This is a genomic window from Corynebacterium lubricantis DSM 45231, assembly GCF_000379425.1.
Taxonomy (GTDB): Bacteria; Actinomycetota; Actinomycetes; order Mycobacteriales; family Mycobacteriaceae; genus Corynebacterium; species Corynebacterium lubricantis.
In genome coordinates, this window is sequence record NZ_KB902195.1 from 20,817 (window position 1) to 27,916 (window position 7,100).

Consider the following 7,100-nt stretch of genomic DNA (forward strand, 5'->3'; position numbering starts at 1 on the left):
GTGAATACCGCCAAGTTCCCGTACGTGCCCCTCATTTCCATGAGTTTCGCCGCGTTTGTCTACGTCACCTTCGAAATGTTTGCCGTGGGCCTCATCACCCCGATGGCCCAGGATCTCGGCGTGACCGAAGGCCAGATTGGCCTGCTCATGACCGTGTACGCGGGCATCGTCGCCGTAGTGACCATCCCGCTGATGTTCTACACCCGCAGGTTCAACCGCAAGCCGCTTTTCATGGTCACGCTGGGATTTTTGCTGGTCGGAATCGTATTGCAAGCCACCGCCTCGAACTATGCCATGCTCGTGATTGCACGTGTCGTCGCGGCGCTGACCCACGGCCTTTTCTGGTCCGTGGTCAATCCGATGGCAGCACGCCTGGCACCCTTCGGTTCGGCAGGCAAAGCCATCGGCGTGGTTTCCATGGGCTCGACCATGGCACTCGTCGTGGGCTCACCGCTAGCCACTTTCGTCGGTGGACACTTAGGCTGGCGCCAAGCCACGTGGTTGCTCGGCGCTTTGGTCATTGTCGCATTCGTCTCGCTGCTTTTTAGCTTGCCGACGATGCCCGCCGTGGAGTCAGGTGCCCACCAGATGGGTTCGGCGAAGCGCAGTGCGCTGCCTTCGCTCGTAATTTATTTGACGCTTATTGTCACCGCCGCGTTCGCCGCATACACCTACTTGGGCCTCATCGTCGAGGTCACATCCGGGCCTGAACTTGTCGCCATCGGCCTGGCCGCTTTCGGCGGTTTTGGTGTGATCGGCGTGCTACTTGCTGCGCGTTTGGTGGACCAGCGCATGCTTCGTCTCAACGCTTTTGTCGCGGTCATGCTGGTTCTTGCCTCTATACTCGGAGTGCTCGCCTTTGGTGCGGACATGCCCGTGTCGGTGGCGCTGATCTTCCTGATGATCGCGGTTTTCGGCACCGGCTATGGAGCACTTCCCACCGTGGCCACCACGATCTTCTTGCATGCGGGGCGCTCGAACCAGGACCGAGCCTCCTCGATTTATGTTGTGACCTACCAGGTGGGCATCGCCTCCGGCTCCGCACTGGGATCCGTGGTCGTCGACTCTGGCTACGTGTACGGCACCCTCGTACTCATGGGAGTACTCGCAGCAATTGCGGGCGCAACCTTGGCTCTCTGGTCACGCCCGCTGCTGCGTTAAGTTCTAGGGTTCGCGGCACCCGCGAGTATCAAAGAGGTTGCACTGCTCAAATCCCAGGAATGAAGGGATCATCGACGAGAGGATAAACGGGCCCCAGAGGAGAAGACCGAATAATGACGACGATGCTGCAATTGGGTCCTCGACCAAAGCCGAGGAATTACTTGCTGCGGACTGGACAAAGGCGTGTGAAGGGGCAGGTGCGGCAACACCCAGGGTCAATGTCGCCGCAACGGTAATCGCAGTAATCCTTTTACGCATGGGAAGCTCCTTTTCGATTAACTAACGAATGCTAGGGGTGAGTGATGTCGTAGCCCACGAGAACTGACATGACGACTGGGGCCACGATAATGAGCGTCAAAATTTGCTGCACGAAGGATAGTGGGTTCTGAAAGAAGGCTTCGGAACTGCCGACCACGGATTGAACTCGGGCATTCGCCGGTGCTGGTGCCGTGACTCCTAAAGTGAGCGTCGCGACGACGGCGAGGGCGGCAAGCTTCTTACGCATGGATCACTCCTTGGTCGATGAATTGGTGCAGCTAGCACCACATGACGTGATGGTGCTCACACTACGTGAAAAACCTATTTTTGTCATTAGGTTTAGCTAATTTGCATGATCAAATTACACACAAAAGTGCCAGGTACCGCCCGGCACCTGGCACATAGGATCTCTCAGTTCCTTAGAGGAATCCCGCAAGAATCGATACCACGTCACCGCTGCCGCCGGTATCGGCCATCACAAGGCCTAGCGTAATGGCAGCCTCGACGAGATCATTCGGGAACATACAGCACAGAAATGATGCCAAAACCTCTTGCCTCAAGCGCTGATTACCCCTATCGTTACGGTGTCCGAGAACTCTAAGATCTACCTCGATGTTCGAAAAAGGAACACTAAAGCACCAGGTCATCCGATAATCTGACTTGCCGAGACACATATGGTCCAAAAACTTCTCTGTGCCTTGCTCCCTTTACAAGGCTCACTTTTCCAAGGAGGCCATTGTGCACTCAGTTTCAGAAACCGTCGCCCATGTCTTAGCACCCCGAGTAAATACGTATTTCGGCATCATGGGCAATGGAAACGCCTTTTTCGTCAACGCTCTTGAGCAGTTGAACATGGGCATCATCCCGGTGCGCCACGAGGTGGGTACCGTTGCGGCCGCCGATGCCTACCACCGCGTCACTGGCAAGCTAGCCGTTGCCACGACGACGTATGGTCCTGGCTTCACCAACACCATCACTGCTCTCGTCGAATCAGCCAAGGCCCGCGTCCCCCTCATCCTTGTCACCGGCACAGGCCCGACCTCGAACGACCGCCCGTGGGATATCGATCAAGCTGCACTCGCCGCGACCTTTGCTGTGCAGACCTTCACCGTGACACCAACAGATGCCGCGGCTACAACCGTCGATGCCTTTGAGCACGCCATCACGCATCGCACCCCTGTCGTCATTGAGATCCCCTACGACTTGGCCGTGCTTGAAACCACCGACCCCTACCTCCAGGACTCCATCGCCTCGCCCAGCACACAACCGGAGCCAGCCGCCACCGCCCCTTCCCCGACAGCCATCAATGAAATCGCACAGCTTCTTTCCCAAGCCGAGCAGCCTCTCATCCTCGCCGGTCGTGGCGGCAAGCAAGCCGCAGGCCAGCTGAACCAACTCGCCGAGTTACTCCACGCAGACGTTGCCACGACAGCACCCACCCGCGGGCTTTTCGGCACGTCGGAGCACTACCGTAACCTGGGTATTTGTGGCGGCTTCGCAGCGCCCGAAGCTGCCCCGGAGATACACAAGGCCGATGTCGTACTCGTCGTCGGCGCCGGCCTAAATCAGTTCACCATGGCGTTCGGCTCTGCTTTCCGCGAGGACGCCCACGTCATTCAGGTCGACCTCGCGGAGTCCCCCACCAACGCCCGCGTGAACCAGCACGTGGAAGGCGGTGCGACGCAGGCGGTCGCAGGCATCATCGAGGCACTCACGGACCAAGGATTTGTCGCTTCTCGACGAATCCAGCCCGAAAACCTTACCCAGCGCCCCCAGGGGGATCCCCTCGCGCCGGACGGGCGACTCGACCCACGCAGTCTGCTTTACCGTATTAATAAGGCACTGCCTCGAGAGCGCATCATCGCCACCGATGGTGGGCACTTCATTGGCTGGGCCAACACCTACCTCGATGTCCCCGCTCCCGACCACATGGTTTTGCTGGGCACGGCGACTCAGTCAATCGGCCTTGGGTTTCAGACGGCCGTCGGAGTTGCAGCGGCTGCAGGCACCGACAAGATGAGCGTTCTAGTCACCGGCGACGGCGGAGGACTCATGGCTATTGCCGATGCCGAAAGTTTCGTGCGCCAGGCCAACCGCGGTGTCATTATCGTCATCAACGATGCCGCGTACGGTGCAGAAATCCATCAATACGGCAGCAAGGGGCTGGCGGAGGCACCGATGCTTATTCCAGAGGTCAACTTCGCTGGACTATTAAGCGCGGTGGGAGCTCGCAGCCAGATCGTGAGGGGTCTCGACGACTTGGCTGATTTTGAGGCGTGGGTAGCTACCGGCAAGAGCGGAACCTACGCGCTGGACTGCCGCGTGTCCCGCGACATCATTGCCCCGTACATGCAGGAAATGATCCGTTAGTCGAACCCAGGACGGATCAAGTCCCCACCGCGCCTCTTCTTCCGGTGCGATCCCACCCCTCGAAGAACAAGCATGGCGGGTTATCGCAGAACACGGCTGGTGTGAATTCGAGGCGCACCGAGCTTGCTTCCCTGGGCTAGCCCCACCTACTCGCTTTTTAGCGCGTCACCAACCGCAAAATGATTCGGCGGGACAACGTTGACCATCACGCGTACCGACGAAAGCGGCGCGTCGAGGGTTTCCGCGGTGGTCCTTGCAATCTCCTTGATGAAATTCTCCACAACTTCTTCGCTGCGGCCTTCAACGAGAGTGACATTGATGATTGGCATGGTGATCTCCTAAACAGTTTCAGTACGGACAGTCAGTTCAGGGAAGCCTTCAACCCGCGCGGTCACCGTCTGATTGGGCGCAAGCCACACGGCCGAGGTCATTGCACCCGCGAGAATGATCGCGCCAGCCGACAACTCAATCTCATAGGTCAACGCCATCTTCGCCAGCTCTAGGAACGCATTGTCTGGGTTCCCCAGAATCGCATCGGAAGTTGCAGTTTCTGCCACGTCCCCATTGATTTCAAACTCCACAGCAAGACCGCTCAACTCGCGCGGAAAAGATTGCCACTTATCGACGATGAACCCAGCAGCCGAAGTATTATCAGCGACCACATCGGTGAGAGAAAACTTGAAATCTTCATAACGAGAATCGATAAGCTCCATGCCCACGGCGACATCGGTGGTTGCCGCACGAATCCGATCGGCTAATTCCTCTGGTGAATCCTCCGCGCTGGGCACAACCTCGTCACCGAGGCGAAAAACCAGCTCGGGCTCGATACGCGGGTGGATATACCCCTCGAGCCCGATCGGCTGCGAGCCATCGAGCTCCATCGCGTCGGTGAGGAAACCGACGATGATGGAGTCGACTCCCATTTGCTCCATCTTCGCGTGAGATGTGAAACCCAGCTTGGGACCGAGATACTTTTCCCCACGATCCCTATGCAAGCGCAACTGCTCCGCCTGCACTTCGTAGGCCTGGCTAATGGTGAGCTCCGCCCCTAGCTGCGGGGTGGCCGTCGCGCTAGTTTTCGCCGTGTCGAGCTGTTTCGCAATCTCCGTGATACCTGCAGTGTTGGTCATTGCCCAAGGATACCTTCGCGTAGCGCTAGATTTTTGGGGCGGGAGCTCGTCGTCAAGCGAAATACCAGGCAGGAGAACCTGCCTGGCATTATCTCTGGTCTTAGATGGAGAGCTGCGAACCGTCGTGGAACCGGCTGAAGCGGAACGGCGTCGGGTCGATGGAAGGCTCACGACCTGCAACGATCTCTGCCATGAGGTGACCGCCGCCGGGGCCCACCGAAAAACCCTCACCGGCATATCCACTGTTGACGTAGAGGCCAGGAACTTGGTCGACTTGGTCGAGGACGGGGAGGGAATCGGGAAGCGCGTCCATGCTCCCACCCCACCGCTCGATGACCTTGGCATTCTTCGTGTCCGGGAAAACTTCCTCGAGCGCCTTGAACACCTTCTTGTGGCCAGCCGGAATGTGGCGACTAGTAAGCATGCGGACACGCTCGAACTCGGTGACTTCATCGTTTTTCCAACGACGCTTGCGCTTCAGGGAATTGATGAAATCGGGGCCGATAGAAATCCGCAATGGGACGTTCAATGGATCCTTGAGCAGCTCTTTCAGTGATCCCGCGAAAGCTGGCAGCACCTTGAAGCTGTTGATCTCAACGGGAATGATGTGCTGCAAGGTTCCGATGGACACGGTGCCGGGAAGCTCATCGCGCCAAAAAATGTCGCCACCCATCGCTGCTCCTGGGCCAGCTTTCGCCCCGCTGAAGCGCAGGAGCGACGAGGCGATATTCTGCTGCGGCAGGTTGATGCCAAGGTTATTCAGGAAATAGCTGGTCCAGGAACCGCCCGCTAGCACGACCTTCTTGGTCCGGATGCTGCCGTGCTCGGTGACGACTTTGCTGATCGCTTTGCCTGAGTATTCGAAACCACGGACTGCGGTACGCTCGAAGATTTTCACGCCTTCCTGACGCGCGCCCTTTGCAATCAGCGGTACGGCGTGGGAGGGCTCGGCCATTCCGTCGCTTGGCTGGTACAGGGCACCGGCGAACATTTTGCCCACGCCCGGAACCTTTTCTTCAAGTTCTGCCTGGTTCAGTACCTGGGCATCGATGGTTGGGGCAGCTTTCTGCGCCATCACAAGCCACTCGCGGTGCTGGTCGAGCTCCTTCTCGGTAGGCGCGAGCGTGAAATTACCCGTGCGACGAGCGGTGACGTCGAAACCAAAGCGGTCTGCGAAACCGAACCAGTGCTCCTTGGCCTGCTCCGCCATCGGTAGTAGTTCTTGGGCCAGAGCGTTGGAATAGACCCAACCGAAGTTGCGACTGGAAGCCTCGTTGGCAACGCTGCCCTTCTCGAAAACGACCGTCTTCAGTCCGAATTCGTTGAGATAAAGCGCAGTGGAGATCCCGGAAATGCCGCCGCCGATAACAACGACATCGGCTTCCTCGGGGATCTCAGAAATCGGATCGGTTTCAACGCGGATTGCTCTGGACGTGTCGGATTGGGTGTACCAGGGATTCCTACCAGCGAGGAGGAATCCCGCCGCGAGTCCGGCGCCTGCTCCCGCGAGTACCTTCGGTAGTGCATTTGTGTTGGTTTTTGAATTTCGGATAGCCATGGTGACCTCCTAGGTGTGAGCCGATACTTCTCTGCCATTTATCGTGTTGGAAAGCATCGACTCGATGAAACATTCGCCCACACGCCACCAGTTCCGCTGGCATCGAGTGGACCGGACCTCACAGGTGTCCCAGCACTTCAGTATACAAAGTGGGGTGGATTTAGGTAGTTTGCTAGCGTGTCTAGGTTTTTCAGCATTCTTCGACTGACCCTATTTTCTCGGATGTGAGGATCCGTGAGGCACTAAATCGTTTACGCCTACACCCGAAGTAGAGCTGTTCTCAGAAGGGAAAACATGCACTCTCGTGACCAAAGGGCTACTTGGGCTGCCCAGGCCGGTCAAGTCCTTTTGAGTGGTGTATCCGCCAGCGGTTGACTCAGCGATGAACTGACCGCTGACGGAACAGGATTCCTTACGCCACCAGAGCCTCCTGACCGTCACCGACAACGACGCCGACGCCGTCAGCTGCCCGGGCCTTCGCCAGCATCTCCGCCGTCGAGGACAGCATCGCCAGAGGCATGTACCGACGCTGCTGCATCCAGTCCTCATGCTGCTCAGCCAGCACTGCCCCGACCAACCGGACCACCGAATCACGGTCAGGGAAGATCCCCACGACATTGGTC

At 58.0% G+C, this 7,100-nt stretch carries 8 protein-coding genes; 2 read left to right on the plus strand and 6 right to left on the minus strand.

Annotated features, from left to right (window positions below; translation table 11 throughout):
* The first annotated feature begins 39 nt into the window (after nucleotides 1-39).
* Nucleotides 40-1,161: an MFS transporter gene (locus A37O_RS14915; RefSeq protein ID WP_051077967.1), complete on the plus strand. Its 1,122-nt coding sequence runs from the start codon at nucleotides 40-42 to the stop codon at nucleotides 1,159-1,161.
* A gap of 3 nt (nucleotides 1,162-1,164) precedes the next feature.
* Here the strand turns inward: A37O_RS14915 and A37O_RS0107360 are convergent, their stop codons facing one another.
* Complete coding sequence (locus A37O_RS0107360) at nucleotides 1,165-1,419, minus strand: hypothetical protein (RefSeq protein ID WP_018296861.1); 255 nt, start codon at nucleotides 1,417-1,419, stop codon at nucleotides 1,165-1,167.
* Nucleotides 1,420-1,450: 31 nt separating this feature from the next.
* A complete protein-coding gene (locus A37O_RS0107365) occupies nucleotides 1,451-1,666 on the minus strand; it encodes a hypothetical protein (RefSeq protein WP_018296862.1) in 216 nt (71 codons plus the stop codon).
* A gap of 491 nt (nucleotides 1,667-2,157) precedes the next feature.
* Between A37O_RS0107365 and A37O_RS0107375 the strand changes: the two genes are divergently transcribed.
* Nucleotides 2,158-3,789 (plus strand): thiamine pyrophosphate-binding protein, encoded by a 1,632-nt coding sequence (locus tag A37O_RS0107375; RefSeq protein WP_018296864.1) that lies wholly within the window; start codon nucleotides 2,158-2,160, stop codon nucleotides 3,787-3,789.
* A gap of 146 nt (nucleotides 3,790-3,935) precedes the next feature.
* On the opposite strand, the gene A37O_RS0107380 is transcribed toward A37O_RS0107375, so the two are convergent.
* The 4 genes from A37O_RS0107380 to A37O_RS16130 form a co-directional block, all read right to left on the minus strand.
* Nucleotides 3,936-4,118 (minus strand): tautomerase family protein, encoded by a 183-nt coding sequence (locus A37O_RS0107380; RefSeq protein WP_018296865.1) that lies wholly within the window; start codon nucleotides 4,116-4,118, stop codon nucleotides 3,936-3,938.
* A 9-nt stretch (nucleotides 4,119-4,127) separates the two neighbouring features.
* On the minus strand, nucleotides 4,128-4,919 hold the full coding sequence (locus tag A37O_RS0107385) for a 2-keto-4-pentenoate hydratase (protein ID WP_018296866.1): 792 nt from the start codon (nucleotides 4,917-4,919) through the stop codon (nucleotides 4,128-4,130).
* Nucleotides 4,920-5,019: 100 nt separating this feature from the next.
* Nucleotides 5,020-6,477, minus strand: a complete 1,458-nt coding sequence (locus A37O_RS14920) for an NAD(P)/FAD-dependent oxidoreductase (protein ID WP_018296867.1) — start codon at nucleotides 6,475-6,477, stop codon at nucleotides 5,020-5,022.
* A 412-nt stretch (nucleotides 6,478-6,889) separates the two neighbouring features.
* A partial coding sequence (locus tag A37O_RS16130; protein ID WP_018295694.1) for a transposase occupies nucleotides 6,890-7,100 on the minus strand: 211 nt, incomplete at its 5' end.

What these genes read in the sequence shown, in the direction of transcription:
- A37O_RS14915 (WP_051077967.1), top strand. Translation starts at nt 40, where the DNA reads ATGAGTTTCGCCGCGTTTGTCTACGTCACCTTCGAAATGTTTGCCGTG.
- A37O_RS0107360 (WP_018296861.1), bottom strand. Translation starts at nt 1,419, where the DNA reads ATGCGTAAAAGGATTACTGCGATTACCGTTGCGGCGACATTGACCCTG.
- A37O_RS0107365 (WP_018296862.1), bottom strand. Translation starts at nt 1,666, where the DNA reads ATGCGTAAGAAGCTTGCCGCCCTCGCCGTCGTCGCGACGCTCACTTTA.
- A37O_RS0107380 (WP_018296865.1), bottom strand. Translation starts at nt 4,118, where the DNA reads ATGCCAATCATCAATGTCACTCTCGTTGAAGGCCGCAGCGAAGAAGTT.
- A37O_RS0107385 (WP_018296866.1), bottom strand. Translation starts at nt 4,919, where the DNA reads ATGACCAACACTGCAGGTATCACGGAGATTGCGAAACAGCTCGACACG.
- A37O_RS14920 (WP_018296867.1), bottom strand. Translation starts at nt 6,477, where the DNA reads ATGGCTATCCGAAATTCAAAAACCAACACAAATGCACTACCGAAGGTA.